General features: G+C 73.1%; 16 protein-coding genes. 1 reads left to right on the top strand and 15 read right to left on the bottom strand.

Annotated features, from left to right (window positions below; all coding sequences use genetic code 11):
- Nucleotides 1–174: 174 nt before the first annotated feature.
- Nucleotides 175–1404: a DUF349 domain-containing protein gene (locus tag FH609_RS22785; protein ID WP_139671020.1), complete on the top strand. Its 1230-nt coding sequence runs from the start codon at nt 175–177 to the stop codon at nt 1402–1404.
- A gap of 204 nt (nt 1405–1608) precedes the next feature.
- On the opposite strand, the gene FH609_RS22780 is transcribed toward FH609_RS22785, so the two are convergent.
- The 15 genes from FH609_RS22780 to pgsA form a co-directional block, all read right to left on the bottom strand.
- The gene (locus tag FH609_RS22780) at nt 1609–4053 is read right to left on the bottom strand and encodes a RelA/SpoT family protein (RefSeq protein ID WP_139671018.1); all 2445 of its coding nucleotides are present in this window, start codon (nt 4051–4053) and stop codon (nt 1609–1611) included.
- Nucleotides 4054–4272: 219 nt separating this feature from the next.
- Nucleotides 4273–4821, bottom strand: a complete 549-nt coding sequence (locus tag FH609_RS22775; RefSeq protein ID WP_139671016.1) for an adenine phosphoribosyltransferase — start codon at nt 4819–4821, stop codon at nt 4273–4275.
- Nucleotides 4818–6002, bottom strand: a complete 1185-nt coding sequence (gene secF / locus FH609_RS22770) for a protein translocase subunit SecF (protein ID WP_139671014.1) — start codon at nt 6000–6002, stop codon at nt 4818–4820. The genes FH609_RS22775 and secF overlap by 4 nt, the downstream gene beginning before the upstream one ends.
- A 1-nt stretch (nt 6003) precedes the next feature.
- Nucleotides 6004–7953, bottom strand: a complete 1950-nt coding sequence (gene secD, locus FH609_RS22765) for a protein translocase subunit SecD (protein WP_226961884.1) — start codon at nt 7951–7953, stop codon at nt 6004–6006.
- A 92-nt stretch (nt 7954–8045) separates the two neighbouring features.
- Entirely contained in the window at nt 8046–8513 is a 468-nt protein-coding gene (yajC, locus tag FH609_RS22760; protein WP_139671012.1) for a preprotein translocase subunit YajC, read from the bottom strand.
- A gap of 174 nt (nt 8514–8687) precedes the next feature.
- Nucleotides 8688–9752 carry a Holliday junction branch migration DNA helicase RuvB gene (ruvB, locus tag FH609_RS22755; RefSeq protein WP_139671010.1) on the bottom strand — a complete coding sequence of 355 codons (1065 nt, stop codon included), beginning with the start codon at nt 9750–9752 and terminating at the stop codon, nt 8688–8690.
- Nucleotides 9753–10099: 347 nt separating this feature from the next.
- Nucleotides 10100–10732, bottom strand: coding sequence for a Holliday junction branch migration protein RuvA (ruvA, locus tag FH609_RS22750; RefSeq protein ID WP_139671008.1), 633 nt, complete (start codon nt 10730–10732; stop codon nt 10100–10102).
- Nucleotides 10729–11322 carry a crossover junction endodeoxyribonuclease RuvC gene (gene ruvC, locus FH609_RS22745; protein WP_226961883.1) on the bottom strand — a complete coding sequence of 198 codons (594 nt, stop codon included), beginning with the start codon at nt 11320–11322 and terminating at the stop codon, nt 10729–10731. Before ruvC ends, ruvA begins: the two co-directional genes overlap by 4 nt.
- A 211-nt stretch (nt 11323–11533) precedes the next feature.
- Nucleotides 11534–12286 (bottom strand): YebC/PmpR family DNA-binding transcriptional regulator, encoded by a 753-nt coding sequence (locus FH609_RS22740; RefSeq protein WP_139671006.1) that lies wholly within the window; start codon nt 12284–12286, stop codon nt 11534–11536.
- Nucleotides 12287–12353: 67 nt separating this feature from the next.
- On the bottom strand, nt 12354–12980 hold the full coding sequence (pdxT, locus tag FH609_RS22735) for a pyridoxal 5'-phosphate synthase glutaminase subunit PdxT (RefSeq protein WP_139671004.1): 627 nt from the start codon (nt 12978–12980) through the stop codon (nt 12354–12356).
- Nucleotides 12970–13941, bottom strand: coding sequence for a pyridoxal 5'-phosphate synthase lyase subunit PdxS (gene pdxS / locus FH609_RS22730; RefSeq protein ID WP_139671002.1), 972 nt, complete (start codon nt 13939–13941; stop codon nt 12970–12972). The genes pdxT and pdxS overlap by 11 nt, the downstream gene beginning before the upstream one ends.
- A gap of 203 nt (nt 13942–14144) precedes the next feature.
- Nucleotides 14145–14729, bottom strand: coding sequence for a hypothetical protein (locus FH609_RS22725; protein WP_139671000.1), 585 nt, complete (start codon nt 14727–14729; stop codon nt 14145–14147).
- 82 nt (nt 14730–14811) lie between these two features.
- Nucleotides 14812–15972 carry a glycosyltransferase family 4 protein gene (locus FH609_RS22720; protein WP_139670998.1) on the bottom strand — a complete coding sequence of 387 codons (1161 nt, stop codon included), beginning with the start codon at nt 15970–15972 and terminating at the stop codon, nt 14812–14814.
- Between the two features lie 24 nt (nt 15973–15996).
- Nucleotides 15997–16965, bottom strand: a complete 969-nt coding sequence (locus FH609_RS22715) for a phosphatidylinositol mannoside acyltransferase (protein ID WP_139670996.1) — start codon at nt 16963–16965, stop codon at nt 15997–15999.
- Nucleotides 16962–17654 carry a phosphatidylinositol phosphate synthase gene (gene pgsA, locus FH609_RS22710; protein ID WP_139670994.1) on the bottom strand — a complete coding sequence of 231 codons (693 nt, stop codon included), beginning with the start codon at nt 17652–17654 and terminating at the stop codon, nt 16962–16964. The genes FH609_RS22715 and pgsA overlap by 4 nt, the downstream gene beginning before the upstream one ends.
- Nucleotides 17655–17909 lie beyond the last annotated feature (255 nt).

The raw sequence follows: 17909 nt of genomic DNA, 5'->3' as shown, positions 1-17909 counted from the left end.
GCGGCAATTTCCGCCGGGCAAGGTGCGGACAGCCGGGCGGGCTGTCGCCTATGTTTGGCCCTGTGCTGGGCCTGGCGCTGCGGTGCGGGCCCGGCAGCCCGGGTCTGGGCCGGTGGAGAACTGTGGACGATGCCGGGGGTGTTGACCCCGTCGCGCATCAAACGAGGAGGCGCTGTGAGCGGCGAGCCGTGGGGCCGTGTTGATGAGTCGGGGACCGTCTATGTGCGGACGGCCGACGGAGAGAGGGTCGTCGGCTCCTGGCAGGCGGGCTCCCCCGACGAGGCGCTCGCCTACTTCGAGCGCAAGTACGAGGGCCTGGTGGTCGAGATCGGGCTGCTGGAACGGCGCGTGCGGACCACCGACCTGTCGACGAAGGACGCCACGGCCGCCATCGACCATCTGCGGGCGCAGGTGGACGAGGGCCACGCGGTGGGCGATCTGGCCGCGCTGGCCGCGCGGTTGGACGCGCTGGTCGCCACGGTTCAGGAGCGTCGCGAGGAGCGGAAGGCGGCCAGGGCGCGGCAGACGGAGGAGGCGCGGGCGGCCAAGGAGGCGCTGGTCGTCGAGGCCGAGGAGCTGGCGGGCAGCGATCAGTGGCGGTCCGCCGGCGAGCGGCTGCGCGCGCTGGTCGACACCTGGAAGGGCCTGCCCCGGCTGGACCGCAAGACCGACGACGAGCTGTGGCACCGCTTCTCCCACGCCCGTTCCGCGTTCTCCAAGCGGCGCAAGTCGCACTTCGCGGCGCTGGACGCGCAGCGCGAGGAGACCAGGCGGCGCAAGGAGAAGCTGATCGCCGAGGCGGAGGCGCTCTCGAACTCCACGGACTGGGGCCCCACGGCGACCCGTTACCGGGAGTTGATGCGCGACTGGAAGGCGGCGGGGCGGGCGCACCGGGACGCCGAGGAGGACCTGTGGGCCAGGTTCCGCGCGGCGCAGGACGTCTTCTTCCAGGCCAGGAGCGCGGTCTTCGCCGAGCGTGACTCCGAGCAGCGGGAGAACCTGGCCCGCAAGGAGGAGTTGGCGGCCGAGGCGGAGAAGCTGCTGCCGATCACCGACCTCAGGTCGGCCCGCGCCGCGCTGCGTTCCATCGGGGAGCGGTGGGAGGCGATCGGGCATGTGCCCAGGGACGCCAGGGCCGGAATCGAGGGGCGGATGGCGGCCGTTGAGCGGGCGGTGCGGGAGGCCGAGGAGGCCGAGTGGCGGCGCACCAACCCCGAGGCGAGGGCCAGGGCGGCCGGCCTGACCGGCCAGTTGCAGGACGCGGTTGACCGGCTGCGGGAGCAGGCGGAGAAGGCGCGGGCCGCCGGCAACACGGCGAAGGCGGAGAAGCTGGAGCAGGAACTGGCTGGGCGCCAGGCCCTGTTGGACCAGGCGCTGAAGGGACTCCAGGAGTTCGGAGGCTAGTTCCCGTCCGGGGGCCTGCGGACGACCACCCGCCGTGGCCCGTTCACACCGTCGTCGTCTGCGGCCCGCCCCCCATGCACCGCGCAGTTCCCCGCGCCCCCAAGCGCCCACCGGCCTTAAAGGGGCGCGGGGAACTGCGCGAGCAACCCACCACCGACCTGCGGACGACCAACCACCGTGGCCACCCAGCACCGTCGTCGTCTGCTACGGCCGCCTCGGAGAGGTCACGCGGTAGACGTCGTAGACGCCCTCCACGCGCCGGACCGCGCGGAGCACATGCCCGAGGTGCTTGGGGTCGCCCATCTCGAACGTGAACCGGGACGTCGCCACCCGGTCCCTCGACGTCTGCACCGCCGCCGACAGAATGTTGACGTGCTGGTCGGAGAGAACGCGGGTCACGTCCGACAGCAGCCGCGAGCGGTCCAACGCCTCGACCTGGATGGCCACCAGGAACACCGAGGACTGGGTGGGCGCCCACTCGACCTCCAGGATGCGCTCCGGCTCCCGGGACAGTGAGTCGACGTTGACGCAGTCCGCGCGGTGCACGGAGACCCCGTTGCCCCGGGTGACGAAGCCGATGATCGGGTCGCCCGGCACGGGCGTGCAGCAGCGGGCCAGCTTGACCCACACGTCGTCGACGCCCTTGACCACCACGCCGGGGTCGGACGCCGAGCGGCGCTTGGCGCCGGAGGGCACGGGCGGCGCGGTCTCGGCGAGGTCCTCGCTCGCGGCCTCCTCGCCGCCGACGGCCTGGACGAGCTTCTGCACCACGCTCTGCGCCGACACATGGCCCTCGCCGATCGCCGCGTAGAGCGAGGAGATGTCCGGGTAGCGCATCTCGTGGGCGAGGGTGACCAGCGAGTCGCCGGTGAGGACGCTCTGGATGGGCAGGTTCTGCTTGCGCATCGCGCGGGCGATGAGGTCCTTGCCCTGCTCGATGGCCTCGTCCCTGCGCTCCTTGGAGAACCAGCCCCGGATCTTGTTGCGCGCCCGGGGCGACTTGACGAAGCCCAGCCAGTCGCGGGAGGGGCCGGCGCCGTCGGCCTTGGAGGTGAAGATCTCCACGGTGTCGCCGTTGTCCAGCGTGGACTCCAGCGGCACCAAGCGGCCGTTGACCTTGGCCCCTATGGTGCGGTGCCCGACCTCGGTGTGCACGGCGTAGGCGAAGTCGACGGGGGTGGCGCCGGCGGGCAGCGCGATCACGTCGCCGGTCGGGGTGAAGACGAAGACCTCGTTGCGCGACAGGTCGAAACGCAACGACTCCAGGAACTCGCCCGGGTCCTCCGTCTCCTTCTGCCAGTCGAGCAACTGCCGCAGCCAGGCCATGTCGTTGACCGTGCCGCTCTTGTCGCCGGACCGCTTCGGGCTGTCGGTGCGGACCTTGGAGGAGCCGGCGACCGCCTGCTGCTTGTACTTCCAGTGCGCGGCGATGCCGAACTCCGCGCGGCGGTGCATGTCGAACGTCCGGATCTGCAACTCGACCGGCTTGCCGCCCGGCCCTATCACCGTGGTGTGCAGGGACTGGTACATGTTGAACTTGGGCATCGCGATGTAGTCCTTGAACCGCCCCGGCACCGGGTTCCACCGGGCGTGGACGGTGCCCAGCGCGGCATAGCAGTCGCGGACGGTGTCCACCAGGACGCGGATGCCCACCAGGTCGTAGATCTCGGCGAAGTCCCGGCCGCGCACGATCATCTTCTGGTAGACGCTGTAGTAGTGCTTAGGCCGGCCGGTGACGGTCGCCTTGATCCGGGCGCCGCGCAGGTCGGACTGCACCTCGTCGATCACGGTGGCCAGGTACTCGTCGCGCTTGGGCGCGCGCTCGGCGACCAGCCGCACGATCTCGTCGTACATCTTGGGGTAGAGGATGGCGAACGCCAGGTCCTCCAGCTCCCACTTGATGGTGTTCATGCCGAGCCGGTGGGCCAGCGGCGCGTAGATCTCTAGCGTCTCGCGGGCCTTCTGCTCCTGCTTCTCGCGCTTGAGGAAACGCATGGTCCGCATGTTGTGGAGCCGGTCGGCGAGCTTGATGACCAGGACCCTGGGGTCCTTGGCCATGGCGACGACCATCTTGCGGACCGTCTCCGCCTGGGCGGCCTCGCCGAACTTGACCTTGTCCAGCTTGGTGACGCCGTCCACCAGCAGCGCCACCTGGTCGCCGAAGTCGCGGCGCAGGGTCTCCAGGCCGTACTCGGTGTCCTCGACGGTGTCGTGCAGCAGCCCCGCCATCAGCGTCGCCGCGTCCATGCCCAGCTCGGCGAGGATGGTGGTGACGGCCAGCGGGTGGGTGATGTACGGGTCGCCGCTCTTGCGCTTCTGGCCGCGGTGCCAGCGCTCGGCGACCTGGAAGGCGCGCTCGATGGTGCGCAGCGCGGCCGTGTCGGCCTTGGGGTCGTTGGCGCGCACCACCCGCAGCAGCGGTTCGAGGACCGGGTTGTACGGGGTGGAGCGCTGGACGCCGAGCCGCGCCAGCCGGGCGCGGACGCGGTTGGACGAGCCCGAGCGGCCGGAGACGCCGGAGACCGCCGGGGTGGTGCCCGGGGCAGCGGACTGGGCGCGGTTCTCCGCGCCGCCGTCGCGCCAGAGGGCGGTGGCCGGCTTGCTGTTCTTCCGCTGCGTCGAGGTGAGCGGCTGGGCGTCGTCGGGCAAGGGCACTCCTTGTGCGGCCCCTCGTCGGCGCCTGGGCGGGCGTCGGCGGGGAGAACGGTCCTCCGGGCGCTTTCGGACACGCCGCCCCGGAGAAGAGTCCGGCCGAGGAACGATCGGACTGCCATGGTAACGAGCCCGGGCAAACCGTTCCCGTTCAACCGGCACACAAGCGGGGGCGCCCGCCGTGGTGGCGGGCGCCCCGTGCGTGTGCGTGCGCCGTCAGACCGTGACAAGCGCCTGGTAGGGGACCTCCCCGAGGGCGAGGCGGACGCGCTCACCGCCGGGCAGAAAACCCAGCTCCATCAGCACCGCCAACCCCACCAGCGTCGCCTTCGTCCGCCGGACCAGGCCGATGGCGGCCTCGGCTGTGCCGCCGGTGGCCAGCACGTCGTCGACGATCAGCACCCGGTCGTCGTCGGCGAGGTCCTCGGCGTGGATCTCGATCTCGGCGCTGCCGTACTCCAGGTCGTAGGACTGCGAGAGGGTGGCGCCCGGCAGCTTGCCGGCCTTGCGGACCGGAACGAAGCCGGCGCCGGCCGCCAGCGCCACCGGGGCGCCCAGGATGAAGCCCCTGGCCTCAAGCCCGACGACCTTGGTGGCACCCAGCTCCCTGGCCGTGGCGGCAAGCGCCTCGGTCAGCGCGCCGAACGCCTCGGGGTCGGCCAGCAGCGGGGTGATGTCCTTGAAGACGATCCCCGGCTTGGGGTGGTCGGGGACGTCCCGCACCCGGCTGAGCAGCAGGTCCGACAGCCCCTCGGCCACGCTCACCGCCGCTTCCCCGACGGGCGGCCCCGGCCACGGCCGCGGGAGACCGGCTGGCGGCGCGGCCCCCGGCGCTGGCCGCCGGCGCCGACGCCGGCCGCCTCGTCCCGGCCGCCGTCCTCCGGATCGTCCTCGTCCGCCGCCTCGGCCGGCGTGGACTCGGCCGCGCGGGGGGCGGTGGCGTCCTCGGCCGGCTCCGGCTCCTCGCCGGACTCCGCCCGCTTGGCGCGCTTGTTGAGCACCCGGCGGTCCTGCGCGGCGATCTCTCGTTCACGCGACTTGAAGTCGGCGACCAGCGGGGTCGCGATCATGATCGAGGAGTAGGCGCCGGCGGCCAGACCCACGAAGATCGACAGCGCGATGTCGTTGAGCATCCCGCCGCCCATCAGGCCACCGCCGATGAAGAGCAGGCCGCCCACGGGCAGCAGCGCCACCACCGAGGTGTTGATGGAACGCACCAGGGTGCCGTTGAGACTGCGGTTGGCCAACTCCCGGTAGGTGAACCGCGTCTGCCGTTCGAAGTTGCGCGTCGTCTCCTTGAGACCGTCGAAGACCACGACCGTGTCGTAGAGGGAGTAACCGAGGATGGTCAGCAGACCGATCACCGTGCCGGGGGTGACCTCGAAGCCCACCAGGGCGTAGACGCCCACGGTGATCGTGAGGTCGTGGATCAGGGCGATCAGCGCGGCCAACGCCATGCGCCACTCGAAGGCGAGGGCCAGGTAGATCACGACCAGCACCATGAAGATGGCGAGGCCCTGCCAGGCGCGGTCGGCGATCTGCTTGCCCCAACTGGGGCCGATCAGCTCGGCGTTCAGCTCCTCCGTGGGGATGCCCAACGTCTCGGCCAGCGCGGCCCTGGTCTCGTTGGAGGTCTCGGTGTCCAGGCCGCTGACCTGGACGCGCATGGTGCCGTCGTTGCCGAGGGTCTGCACCAGGGCCAGGCTGCCCGAGGTCTCCTCGGCGACCTCCCTGACCTCCTCTACGGAGACGTCCGTCGCCGGGGTGGTGTACACCGCGCCGCCCTCGAACTCCACGCCCATGTGCAGGCCGCGCACCAGCAGCGCGCCGAAGGCGAGGATGGTGATGAGGATGGACACCCCGTACCAGATCTTGCGGGCACCGACGATGTCGAGGCTGACGTCACCCCGGTAGAGCCGGGCGCCGAGATCGCCGAGTCGGGACATCTCAGGCCTCCTTCGGGTCGGACGGAACGACGGGGGCCGGACGCCGGGTGCGCCGCAACGGGGGCGGTGCGCCGAGCCGCTTGGGGTCGAGTCCGGACCAGGGGTGCCCGCCGGAGAAGAACTTCCGCCGCGCCACCAGCGTCATCAGCGGCTTGGTGAACAGGAAGACCACCACCACGTCCAGGGCCGTGGTCAGCCCCAGGGTGAAGGCGAAGCCCTGCACCTTGCCGACCGTCATGACGAAGAGCACGGCGGCGGCCAGGAAGGACACGAAGTCGGAGACGAGGATGGTGCGTCGGGCGCGCGGCCAGGCGCGCTCCACGGCGGGACGCAGGGAACGCCCCTCGCGGATCTCGTCTCTGATCCGTTCGAAGTAGACGATGAACGAGTCGGCCGTGATACCGATGGCGACGATGGCGCCGCAGACGGCCGGCAGGTTGAGCGCGAAGCCGATGGCCGGGCCGAGCAGCGACATGATCGAGTAGGTCATCGCGGCCGAGACCAGCAGGCTCACGATGGCGATCACGGACAGGCCACGGTAGTAGACCAGCATGTAGAGCACGACCAGGGCCAGGCCGATGCCGCCGGCGATGAGGCCGGCGCGCAGCTGGTCGCCGCCCAGCGTCGGGGAGACGGTCGAGACCGAGGACTCCTCGAAACTCAGCGGCAGGGCGCCGTACTTGAGGATGTTGGCCAGCTCCTCGGCGGACTCCTGGTTGAAGCTGCCGGAGATCTCGGCGCGACCGCCGCCCAGGCGTTCGCGGACGCTGGGGGCGGAGACGACCTCGCCGTCGAGCGCGATGGCGAACTGGTTCTGCGGCTCGGCCTGGGTGGACAGCTGCTCGGTGATGTCGGCGAACTTCCCGGCGCCCGCGTCGGTGAACCGCATCTGCACGATCCAGCCCTGGCCGCGCTGGGTGTCGTAGATCGCGTTGGCGTCGCTGACGTCGGTGCCGGGGACGGCGACCGGGCCGAGCGCGTACTTCCAGACGCCGTCGGTGTCGCAGGAGACGACCGTCTCCTCGTCCTTGGCCTCGGCAGCGGCGCGGCTGGCCGCGAGCCTGGCCTCCTCGGTGGTGCAGTCCAGCGCTTCGAGCTGGGCCTGGAGCGCGGCGGCGTCGGCGGCCGGGTCCCCCGTGTTGCCGCCCTCCTCGGCGCCTTCCTCGGCGGGCTCTTCGCCGCCCTCCTCGGCCGGCTCGTCCGTCGGCTCCTCGGTCGAGTCCTCCGCCGGCTGGTCGGTGGGCTCGTCCGTGGGCTCGTCGTCGGTGCGGTAGGAGGCGGGCGACAGGCCGCCCTCGTCCCGCGCCCCGGGCGCCGGGGCGCCCTGGTTCTCGGTGGACTCGTCCGCCCCGGCCTCGCCGTCCTCGGCCGCGCCCTCGTCGGTCGGCTCGTCCGTGGGCTGCTCCTCGGCGCCCTCGGTGGACTCGTCGGTGGGCTCCTCGGTCGGCTGCTCCTCGCCGCCGTCCTCGGGCTGCTCCTCGCCACCCTCCTCGGCCGGCGGCGGCTCCTGCGCCGGGGCCGCGGAGGCGACGGTGAGCACCGGGCGGAAGCCCAGCTCGGCGGTGGTGCCGACCTGCTCGCGCGCCGCCTGCTCGTCCGTGCCCTTGGGGATGTTGACGATGATGTTCTCGTCGCCCTGCGTCTGGACCTCGGCCTCCTGCACGCCCAGGCCGTTGACGCGACGCTCGATGATCGAGACCGCCGTGTTCAGGTTCGTCGCGTTGACGGCGTCCGCGTCGTCCGCATCGGGGCGGGCGGTCAGCGTGATGCTGGTGCCGCCGGCGAGGTCGATGCCGAGCCGGGGTGTGGTGTGTCCCGACGCGAACATCCCCACGGTGAGCGCGATCACGATCAGCAGGATCAACGCCAGCGCCCGACCCGGCCTGCCCTGGCCCCGGGACTTCAAATCCCGCTTTCGTGAGGACCTCAGGTCCTTCTTCGGTGTCGCCACCTTGTCGTCTTCTCTCTGTCCAAAGACCCGCGCGCCCGCTGCTCGCGGCGAGGCTCAGCGGGATGACTGACGGACGGTCGCTGCCGTCGCCTTCACGCCTTGGAGCCGCCCTCGCCCTCGTCACCCTGGTCGCGCCGGCGCCTGGCGGCGGCGTCCTCGGGCTCGTCGACGTCGTCCTGGTCGGCGGACTTCTCCAGCTCGACCCGGTCCTCGGTCTCCTCGGCGGTCAGCGAGGAGGCGTCGTCGGGCACCACCAGGGAGTCCTCGTCCTCGGGCAGGTCACCGCTCACGATCCGGTCGTACTCCTCCGGGTCCAGCACGGCGCCGATCGCGTTCTTGGCGTAGATGGCTTGCACCCCGGGGGCCACCTCCAGGAGCACGGTGTCCTCGCGGACCTCCTTGACCTCGGCGTACATGCCGCCGATGGTCCGGACACCTGACCCTGGCTCCATGGAGTCGCGCATCTCCAGCGCCTGTCGCTGGCGGTTCTTCGCGGAACGCGTCATCAGGAACATGACGCCGATGAGCAGGATGAACGGGAAGAGAAACGCGATATCCACGGCGGAGGAGTTTCCTTTGTTTGGCCGCTGGCGCGGCCGGCATGTCGGGGGTCAGGTGTGCCGTCCTGGGGGCGGATGGCATCGGCGGAGTCTAAGCGAGGCTTCGCCGGGGGAACAACGTCCAGGATGCTATCGAAGTTCCACGGGGTGTGATTCGTCGGGCGCGAGGCGGCATCACGTCCCGAACAGTCCCGGTTGTCCGCCGGCCGCCGGCTCGGGCGGGGTGCGCCCGAGGTGGCGCCAGGCGGCGGGGGTGGCGACCCGGCCCCTGGGGGTGCGGGCCAGCAGCCCCTCCCGCACCAGGAACGGCTCGGCCACCTCCTCCACGGTCTCCCGCTCCTCCCCCACCGCGACGGCGAGCGTGGACAGGCCGACCGGGCCGCCGCCGAACAGCTCCAACAGGGCGCGCAGCACCGCGCGGTCCAGCCGGTCGAGGCCCCTGGCGTCCACCTCGTAGACCTCAAGGGCGCGGGCCGCGATCTCCCGGGTGACCCGGCCGTCGGCGCGGACCTGCGCGTAGTCCCGCACCCGGCGCAGCAGGCGGTTGGCGATGCGCGGCGTGCCCCGGGAGCGCGAGGCGATCTCGGCCGCGCCCTCGGCGGTGATCTCCACGTCCAGCAGCCCGGCGGACCGGTGCACCACCAGCTCCAGCTCGGCCGGCTCGTAGAACTCCATGTGCCCGGTGAACCCGAACCGGTCGCGCAGCGGCGGCGGCAGCAGTCCGGCCCTGGTGGTGGCGCCGACCAGGGTGAACGGCGGCAGCTCCAGCGGGATGGCGGTGGCGCCGGGGCCCTTGCCGACGACGACGTCGACCCGGAAGTCCTCCATCGCCATGTAGAGCATCTCCTCGGCGGGCCGCGACATGCGGTGGATCTCGTCGAGGAAGAGGACCTCGCCCTCCGTCAACGAGGAGAGGATCGCGGCGAGATCGCCCGCGTGCTGGATCGCGGGGCCGGAGGTGATGCGGATGGGGGCCGCCATCTCGGCCGCGATGATCATCGAGAGGGTGGTCTTGCCGAGCCCGGGCGAGCCGGAGAGCAGCACGTGGTCGGCGGTGCCGCCCCTGGCCCGCGCGGCCCGCAGCACGAGGTCGAGCTGCTCGCGGACCCGGGTCTGGCCGATGAACTCCCCCAGGTCCTTCGGCCGCAGGGCGGCCTCGACGGCCAGGTCGTCACCGTCGGCCACCGCGCCGACCAGGCGATCGGCACCACCGGCCACGCTGTCGTCGTCCGGACTCACGGGTGCTCTCCTCCAGGGATGGGTCGGCTGCGGCGGTCAGTCACGCTGACGTCGTCGTCGGGCTGCGGCCGTTCCGGCCAACGGGGTTGGCCTCCGGCCCGGTCGGTGTCCCCGGCGGGGCCCTCGGGGCGAGGGCGTGCGGCAAGCCGGTTGGCCGTCTCGGTCACGGAACCGGGCGTCGGGCCGCGTCGGCGCGGCCGGTCCGGTCGACGGGCAGACGGCACGGGTATCCGGCTCACTCCCCTTCCCCTCCCCTTTCGTTCGGTCGGTCGGTGTCCCGGTCCCCGGCCAGTGCCGACCGGGGCGCGGCCTCGCCTCGTCCCGTTCCGGCCGAGGCCGGAACGGACTCAGCGGGTGCGGTTGAGCGACTGGAGCGCGGCGCGCAGCAGCCCGGGGACGGCGGGCTGGCCGCCCTCGGCCAACGTCGCCTCGGCCTGCGGCCGCACGGCCTCGACGGCCCGCTCGGCCTCGCGCGGCTGGTACCCCAACCCGACGAGCGCGTCGTGCAGTTGCTCGCTCCAGCCGGGCGGCGCGACGGCCGTCGGGCGCCCCCGCTGGGGGGGCGTGACGGCGCCGACGGGGGCGCCCAGCCGGTCCTTCAGCTCCAACAACAGCTTCTGTGCGCCCTTCTTCCCGATGCCAGGCACGGCCGTCAGCGCCTTCTCGTCGCCGGTGGCCACGGCCAGCCGCAGCGCGTCCGGCGCGTGCACGGCGAGCATCGCCTGCGCGAGCCGGGGCCCCACGCCGCTGGCGGTCTGGAGGAGTTGGAAGACCTGCCGCTCGTCGTCGTCGGCGAAGCCGTAGAGGGTGAGCGAGTCCTCCCGGACGACCAGCGAGGTGGCGAGCCTGGCCGGCTCGCCGACCCGCAGCGTGGCGAGGGTGCCCGGGGTGCACTGGACGGCCATGCCGACGCCGCCGACCTCGACCACCGCGTGGTCGGGGGCGACGGCGGCGACCGGCCCTGAGACGAACGAGATCATGCGGTGGCGCTGCCCTTCGGCGGGGGAACGGCGGGGGAACCGGGGGAACGGTGGCCTCGCGGCCGGGAGTTGGCCGCCGCCCGGGCGGCGGCCTCGGCTGCGGCGACCCGGTGGCGGGCCGGGGAGCGCCAGATGTGGCAGATGGCCAGGGCCAGCGCGTCGGCGGCGTCCGCCGGGCGGGGCGGGGCCGACAGCCGCAGCAGCCGGGTGACCATGGCGCCGACCTGCGCCTTGTCCGCCTGCCCGCTGCCGGTGACGGCGGCCTTGACCTCGCTGGGCGTGTGCAGCGCCACGGGCAGCCCGCGCCGCGCGGCGCAGAGCATCGCGACGGCGCTGGCCTGGGCCGTGCCCATCACCGTGCGCACGTTGTGCTGGCTGAACACCCGCTCCACGGCGACCGACTCGGGCCGGTGGGCGTCGAGCCACTCCTCTATACCGCGCTCGACCAGCACCAGCCGCTCGGGCACGTCCAGCTCGGGCGGGGTGCGGATGACCCCGACCCCGAGCATCCTGGGCGGGCGGCCCACCGTGCCCTCGACGACGCCGACCCCGCAGCGGGTCAGCCCCGGGTCAACTCCCAGCACCCGCACCGGATCTCCTCAACGCTCGCCCCTCGGCCGGCCCTTCGACCAGCCGCCTGGCAGGCTACCGGCGAGCACTGACAACGAGCCGTCCCACGCCCGGCGTCGGCGTGGCGGCTGGCCCCGCGCGCCCGGGCCCGAGGCCGGCCGCCGGCGTCAACCGTCGTGCGGCGGCGGCGCGTTGACCCGGGGCGGGTGGTGGTCGGGTGACGGGGGCGGGTCAGGCGTCGACCCGGGCCATCACGTCGTCGGCGACGTCGAAGTTGGCGAAGACGTTCTGCACGTCGTCGCTGTCCTCCAGGGCGTCGATCAGCCGGAAGATCCTGCGGGCGCCCTCCTCGTCCAACTCCACCTGCATGGTGGGGACGAAGCTGGCCTCCGCCGAGTCGTAGTCGATGTCGGCCTCCTGGAGCGCGGTGCGCACCGCGACCAGGTCGCCGGCCTCGCTGACCACCTCGAAGGACTCGCCCAGGTCGTTGACCTCCTCGGCGCCGGCCTCCAGGACCGCCGTCAGCACGTCGTCCTCGGACAGCTCGCCCTTGGGGACGATCACCACGCCCTTGCGGTGGAAGAGGTAGGAGACCGAGCCCGGGTCCGCCATCGAGCCGCCGTTGCGGGTCATCGCCACGCGCACGTCGGAGGCGGCGCGGTTGCGGTTGTCGGTGAGGCACTCGATCAGGACCGCGACGCCGTTGGGGCCGTAGCCCTCGTACATGATGGTCTGGTAGTCGGCGCCGCCGGCCTCCAGGCCCGCCCCCCGCTTGACCGCGCGGTCGATGTTGGTGTTGGGCACGGAACTCTTCTTGGCCTTCTGGATGGCGTCGAAGAGCGTGGGGTTGCCGTCCGGGTCGCCGCCGCCGGTGCGGGCGGCGACCTCGATGTTCTTGATCAGCTTGGCGAACAGCTTGCCGCGCTTGGCATCGATCACGGCCTTCTTGTGCTTGGTGGTTGCCCACTTGGAGTGGCCGGACACAGCGCTGCTCCTTCGTTGTCGCCAACTAGTTCCCGTGCGTCAGTCGCCCAGCGATCCTACCGGCAGCTCAGCGGCCCGCCGCGCGCACCATCGCGACGAAGAGGCCGTGCACCCGGTGGTCGCCCGTCAGCTCCGGGTGGAACGCGGTCGCCAGCAGGTTGCCCTGCCGGACCGCGACCGGGTGGCCCTGGAACGCGGCGAGGGCCTCGGCGCCCGCGCCGCGTGACTCCACCCAGGGGGCGCGGATGAAGACGCCGTGCACCGGCCCGCCGGGCACGCCGGCCACCTCGACGGCGGCCTCGAAGGACTCGTTCTGCCGGCCGAAGGCGTTGCGGCGCACGATCATGTCGATGCCGCCCACCGTCTCCTGCCCGGACCTGGGGTCGAGGATCTTGTCGGCGAGCATGATCATGCCGGCGCAGGAGCCGTAGACCGGCAGCCCCTCGGCGACCCGCGCGCGCAGCGGCTCCAACAGGCCGAAGGCGACCGCGAGTTTGGAGATGGTGGTGGACTCGCCGCCGGGGATGACCAGGCCGGCGACGGCGGCCAGCTCCTCGGGCCTGCGCACCGGCCGGGGCGAGGCCCCGGCCGCGCGCAGCGCGCTCAGGTGCTCGCGCACGTCGCCCTGGAGGGCGAGCACCCCGATCTCGGGCCGGGCCTCCGGCGTGCTTGCGGACGCGGTGTCACCAGCCACGGGAGGCGTACCGCTCGCCGTCGGGCAGGGTGTCCAGGTTGATGCCGACCATGGCCTCGCCCAGGCCGCGCGAGACGTCGGCGATCACCTTGGGGTCGTCGTAGAAGGTGGTGGCCTTGACGACGGCGGCGGCGCGCTTGGCGGGGTCGCCGGACTTGAAGATCCCGGAGCCGACGAAGACGCCCTCGGCGCCCAACTGTCGCATCAGCGCGGCGTCGGCCGGGGTGGCCACGCCGCCGGCGGAGAAGAGCACCACCGGGAGCTTGCCCAGCTCGGCGACCTCGCGGACCAGCTCGTAGGGGGCGCGCAGCTCCTTGGCCGCCGCGTACAGCTCGTGGTTGTCGAGCCCGCGCAGCCGGCCGATCTCGCCGCGTATCTGCCGCATGTGGCGGACGGCCTCGACCACGTTGCCGGTGCCGGCCTCACCCTTGGAACGGATCATGGCCGCGCCCTCGGAGATCCGGCGCAGGGCCTCGCCCAGGTTGGTGGCGCCGCAGACGAAGGGCGTGGTGAACGACCACTTGTCGGTGTGGTTGACCTCGTCGGCCGGGGTGAGGACCTCGGACTCGTCGATGTAGTCGACGCCGAGCGCCTGGAGGACCTGGGCCTCGACGAGGTGCCCGATGCGGGACTTGGCCATGACCGGGATGGAGACCGCCTCGATGATGCCGTCGATCATGTCCGGGTCGGACATGCGGGCGACGCCGCCGTCCTTGCGGATGTCGGCCGGGACCCGCTCCAGGGCCATCACGGCCACCGCGCCGGCGTCCTCGGCGATCCTGGCCTGCTCGGGGGTGACGACGTCCATGATCACCCCGCCCTTGAGCTGCTCGGCCATGCCGCGCTTGACCCGGGCGGTGCCGGTCTCCGGGGTCGCCGGGTTCGCCGTGGCGGGGGTGCTGCTGGTGGGCGTGCTGGACACGAAGGAAACCTCACTCGAACGGGCTGGGAAACGGGACATCCAACGGGAAATTCAGACAACCCCATGGTAGGTCGGTGCCTTCGGTGTCCCCCAGGGGCCCGGGGTCCCGTCCCTGCGGGTCCTCGGTCCCGGCCACCGCGAGGTCGTCCCCTCCATTGGACCCCTTCGGCCCGCGCGCCGGAAGGGCCAATCGTCCCCTGGTGGCTCCCCGAACAGGTCCAACCGGCACGATGGCCGGCGGCTCACCGCTCCCTCGGTGGCTCCCCCGGCGCCGTCGGCGGGCCCGGCGGGGTCAGCGGCTCCAGCAGCGCGGGCGGCGGCTCGTCGTCCATCTCGAAGGCGAGCGGGAACGGCGCGTGCCCGGCCAGCCGCAGCCAGCGGACCGTGCGGTGGCGGTGCACGGCGCGGGCCGCGCGCACCGCGTCGTTGTGGAACCTGCGGGCCATCGGCACCCGGCGCACGGCCGCGACCAGCTCGGCCGCGCTGGCCTCGCCGCCCGGCGCCTCCAACACCGCGCGCACCTGGGCGCGTTCGGCGAAGACGGCGCGCAGCGCCTGGGTCAGCTCGCTCTCGGCGACCTCGCGCTGCTCGTCCTCGGCAAGCCGCGCGGCGTGCGCGGCCTGGTAGAGAACCATCGAGGCGGCCGGGTCGAAGACCCCGGCGGTGGCCAGCTCCTGGGTGATGGAGGCGCGGCGCAGCAGGTGGGCGTCGAGGGCGGCCCTGGCCGCGTCGATGCGGGCGTGCAGCCGGTCCAGGCGGCCGGCGGTCCAGCTGAGGTAGACGCCGATCAGCAGCAGCGCGGCGACGACGACGATGACGGTGGTCACGCCCGGCCACCCTACCGGCGCCGCCCGGCGGGCGTCAGCCGGGCCGGCCGCGCCGCGTCAACGGGCGCCCGTGGCCCGGTTCTCAGTCGCGGGCGAAGCCCAGCCGCCCCAGCAGCCCCACCCGGTCGTCCGGGGCCACCGCGCCAGCGCCGGCCGTGACCGTCTCGTAGACGGCGAGCACGTCGGCGCCGACCGTCGACCAGTCGAAGCGCCGCACATGGCGGCTGCCGCGCCCGGTCAGCTCGGCGCGCCGGTCCGCGTCGCCCAGCAGCCGCACGGCCGCTGCGGCCAGCGCCTCGGCGTCCTCGTTGGCGAACAGCTCACCGGCCGTTCCCCCGTCCAGCACCTGGGCGAACGCGTCGAGGTCGCTGGCCAGCACGGGGGCGCCGGCCGAGAGCGCCTCGACCAGGATGATCCCGAAGCTCTCCCCGCCGGTGTTGGGCGCGACATAGAGGTCCACGCTGCGCAGCAGCCGCGCCTTGTCCTCGTCGCTGACCATGCCCAGGAACTCGACGCGCGCGCGCAGTTCGGCCGGCAGCGGGGCCAGCGCCTCGCGCTCGTCGCCGCGCCCGGCGACCAGCAGCCGGGCCTCGGGCCGTTCCCGCAGGATCGTCGGCAGGGCGCGCATCAGGACCGGAAGTCCCTTGCGGGGCTCGTCGATCCGGCCGATGAAGCCGATGGTGCCGCCCTGCCACTCGGGCCTGGGCTCGGCCTCGGCGAAGAAGTCCACGTCCACGCCGTTGGGGATCACCACGGCGTCGCCGCCCAGGTGCTCGACCAGGGTGCGGCGGGCGTACTCGCTGACGGCGATCCTGGCGCTGATCTTCTCCAGCGCCGGCTGGAGGATCGGGTAGGCGGCGACCATGGCGCGCGAGCGCGCGTTGGAGGTGTGGAACGTGGCGACGATCGGGCCGCGCGCCGCCCAGCAGGTCAGCAGCCCGAGCGAGGGCACCACCGGCTCGTGGATGTGCAGCACCTCGAAGTCGCCGTCCTTGACCCAGCGCCGCACCTTGCTGGCGGACATCAGGCCCAGGTTCACCCGGGCCACCGAGCCGTTGTAGGGGACGGAGACGGCCCGCCCGGCGGAGACCACATAGGGCGGCAGCGGGGTGTCCTCGTCCGCCGGGGCCAACACCGAGACGGAGTGGCCGCGTTCGATCAGGTGCTCGGCCAGGTCGCGCACGTGGAACTGGACCCCGCCGGGGACGTCCCAGGAGTAGGGGCAGACGATGCCGATCCTCATGCGCGCGTCCTCACGGTCGGTCCCTCATGGTCGGTCCCTCACGGTCGGCTGCCCGCCGTCGGTCCCCGAGGGCCGGCGTTCCCCGGCGCCCTCGCCGGCCCCGGCCCGGGGCGTGAGGTCGGCCGTCCACAGCCGTTGCAGCATGTGCCAGTCCTGCGGGTGGGCGGCGATGGCCTCGGCGAAGTGGTCGGCCAGAGCCTGGGTGAGCGCGGCGGTGCGCTCGGCGCGGGTGCCGTCGGCCGGCACGGGCAGCGGGGCCATCACCCGGCCGCGCATCACCGGGGTCTCGTCGTACCAGAGCGCGACCGGCAGCAGCGCCGCACCGGTCTGCTGGGCCAGCAGCGCGGGCCCGGCCGGCATCCTGGCCCGCTCGCCGAAGAAGGTGACCGGCACCCCGGAGGCCGACAGGTCGCGGTCGGCGACCAGCGCGACGACCCCGCCGGCGCGCAGCCGGCGGGCGAGCAGCCCGAACGCGGAGCCGCCGTCGTGCGCCACCACCTCCATGCCCAGGCCCTCGCGGTAGGCGATGAAGCGGTCGAACAGGCTCGCCGGCTTCAGCCGCTCGGCGACCGTGGTGAACGGGATGCCCAGCTCGGTGACCAGCCAGCCGCCGGCCAGGTCCCAGTTGGCGAGGTGCGGCAGGGCCAGCACCACGCCCCGGCCCTCGGCGACGGCGTCGGTCAGGTGGTGGGCGTCGTCCAGCCGCAGCGAGGCGCCGATCCGTTCCCTGCTCCACACCGGCAGCCGGAAGGACTCCGTCCAGTAGCGCAGATAGCTGCGCATCCCGGCGCGGGAGAGCGCGCGGAGCGCGGCCTCGTCGGCCTCGGGCACCACCCGGGCGAGGTTGCGCTCCAGCTGGCGGACCCTGGGGCCGCGCCGGCGCCAGGCGCTGTCGGCGGCCCGCCGGCCCAGGCGATTGGCGAGCGGCTCGGGCATCCGCTTCACGGTGCTCCAGCCGAGCTGGTAGCCGAGGTCGGCGAGGCGCTCCTTCATGCCTGCTCGCGCTTCCCCTCGGGCTCCCGCTCGGCGGACGCCTCGCGCGCCGCCGCCGCGTCGGCCTCGGCGGACTCGCGGCGCACGGTGAGCATCCGCTGGATCAGCGTGATCAGGGAGCCGACCGCGACGACCCACAGCGCCAGCGGCAGCAGCAGGCCGATGTGCGGCACGTCGAAGGTGCGCTCCCAGCCGGAGAAGCCGGCCAGCACCAGCGTGATCACCAGCCGCTCGGCGCGTTCCACCAGGCCGTTGACCGCCACCGGCAGGCCGATGCTCTCGCCCCTGGCCTTGGTGTAGGAGACGACCTGGCCGCTGGCGAGGCAGAACAGCGTGACGGCGCACAGCAGTTGGTCGTCGCCGCCGCCGGCGTACCACAGGGCGATGCCGGCGAAGATCGCCGCGTCGGCGACCCGGTCCAGGGTCGAGTCGAGGAACGCGCCCCAGCGGCTGGAGACGCCCAGCTGGCGCGCCATGTTCCCGTCGACCAGGTCGGAGAAGACGAACAGGGTGATGACGACGGTGCCCCAGAAGAACTCGCCCCTGGGGTAGAAGGCCAGCGCTCCCGCCATGACTCCGGCGGTTCCGACGAGGGTCACCGCGTCCGGGCTCACCCGCAGCCGGAGCAGCAGGGCGGCGAACGGGGTGAGGACACGCGTGAAGAATGCACGCGCGTACTTGTTGAGCATGTCCTTCCCAGGGGGTCGCAGCGGGCCGCGCTGGTCGGGCGGCCACCGGAGGGCCCATCGTAGTCACGCGCCGGGCGGGCGCCGCCCCACCCCGCCTCGGCGGCGAGAACTGGCCCGTGGGGCAGCGGCGTTGCGCTTCCCGCCGATAGGCTGGTCGCGGCAGGGTTGCCGGGCTCGCGGCGCGGGAACGGGCCTGTCGGCGACGGGTGGTCGCGCCCCGCCCGTGCGGGATTGAGGACGGTTCTCCGGCGGGGC

The organism is Streptomyces sp. 3MP-14, from assembly GCF_006334905.2.
GTDB lineage: Bacteria > Actinomycetota > Actinomycetes > Streptomycetales > Streptomycetaceae > Streptomyces > Streptomyces triticirhizae.
This window is presented reverse-complemented; position numbering and strand designations above follow the sequence as displayed.